The organism is Eubacterium album, from assembly GCF_025336545.1.
Lineage (GTDB): Bacteria > Bacillota > Clostridia > Lachnospirales > Lachnospiraceae > Eubacterium_U > Eubacterium_U album.
The window spans coordinates 1-1,717 of the sequence record NZ_JAODBU010000022.1 but is presented as its reverse complement, the minus strand read 5'-3'; the positions used below and the strand labels follow the sequence as shown (position 1 = coordinate 1,717).

At 37.8% G+C, this 1,717-nt stretch carries 1 protein-coding gene; it reads left to right on the top strand.

Translation table 11 applies throughout. The features are described from left to right. Nucleotides 1-167 precede the first annotated feature (167 nt). On the top strand, nt 168-1,475 hold the full coding sequence (locus tag N5B56_RS13360; RefSeq protein ID WP_260979179.1) for an IS30 family transposase: 1,308 nt from the start codon (nt 168-170) through the stop codon (nt 1,473-1,475). Nucleotides 1,476-1,717: the final 242 nt, after the last annotated feature.

The following is a 1,717-nucleotide window of genomic DNA, read 5'->3' as shown; positions in this document are numbered from 1 at the left end:
CACCTAAAATAAAATTTTAAATTCCACTCTCCTACCTTACAGTGGAATTTACTTTTACATAAGTGGAATTTAACCTTTCACACCATTTTCATCTACCCATTTGCATATTTGTTTCTTCCCCTGTATGCTTTTTCCATGCTCTCTGATGACGGTAGAAGGAGGTACATATGTCTAACCTTATACCGGGAAACCAGAAAAACTTAACTTTAGATGACCGTAAATTTATTGAAGACTCTCTAAATGAAGGCCTTTCCTTCAAGGAGATTGCCAAATATCTTTGCAAGGATCCGACCACCATCTCAAAGGAGATTCGTCTTCACCGGGTTGATGACATTCAACCAAAACGGATATTTAATAATCCACACAACTTTTGCACTAAAAGATTTAGGTGTAAACGGACAAATGTATGTGAAAAGATTATCCTCTGTGATATTAAGTGTTCATCATGTAACAAATGTAATCAGGTATGCAAATCTTTCGTAAAGGAATCCTGTTCGCGATTGGACCGGGCTCCTTACGTTTGCAATGGTTGTGACAAACCACTCCATCGCTGTAGTATTCCGCATAAATACCGCTATGATGCTGTTTTTGCACAACGAAAATATGAAGAACTCCGTACTTCTTCAAGAACCGGTGTAAATCTCACAAAACATCAGGCTCTTCAAATGAATGCCGTGATTGCATCACTTATAGAACAGGGACAGTCTCCATATGTAATTGTCACCAATCATCCTGAACTGGGCATCAGTGTGAAAACACTTTACAACTACATTGAACAGGGTGTACTTCTTACCAGAAACATTGATTTAAAACGTAAGGTAAAGTTTAGGTTACGAAAAGACGATTCCAAACCTTCAATCAGGAACAGGGAAGTTTTCATTGGAAGAACCTATGCTGATTTTAAGCTGCTGAATCCTAATTATTTCTGTGAAATGGATACTGTTATTTCAGCCAAGGGTTCCAATAAATGTATTCTGACTTTTTACATTCCTGAAACACAACTGTTTATTGCCAGACTTCTAAACCGTTGTACTGAAGGAGCTGTTAAGGCTTCCGTTAATGAATTGGAGAGGGCTCTTGGCACATATGACTTTCTATCCGTTTTCAATACCTGTCTGACTGACCGTGGCAGTGAATTCGGCGACCCATTGTCCCTTGAAACAGGTATTAACGGCATTGAACGCATGAGTATTTATTACTGTGATCCCATGAGAAGTAATCAGAAGGGTGGCATTGAGGAGGCACATACCCTGTTGAGAATGATTATTCCCAAAGGAACTGTTTTCACGCATCTTACACAATGGGACATTAAAAAATGTGTTGATCACATCAATTCTTATGTGAGGGAAGGATTGAATGGTAAAACACCATATCAGACATCACTTGAAAAATTTGGCCCGGAGATTCTCTGGGCCCTGCAGCTTAAATACATCCCACCTGATGATGTAATCCTCACACCAAAGCTGCTAAAATAACATTTTTATAAATCCGTCATCAGAGTTACAAATTTCACACACCGACCTGTGGAATTTAATTTTTCACACAAGAATTCCAGAGGTCTGTTTTCTATGCCCTGATTTTCAGATTTAAAGAAAAATGTACTTAAATTTTAACACTTATTACCCTTTATTCAACCAAAAACTTTTAAATTTAGGTTGATTTTTAACAGCGGGTGGAATTTAGTCTTTCATACGGAATTTACTTTTACAAGTCAGCA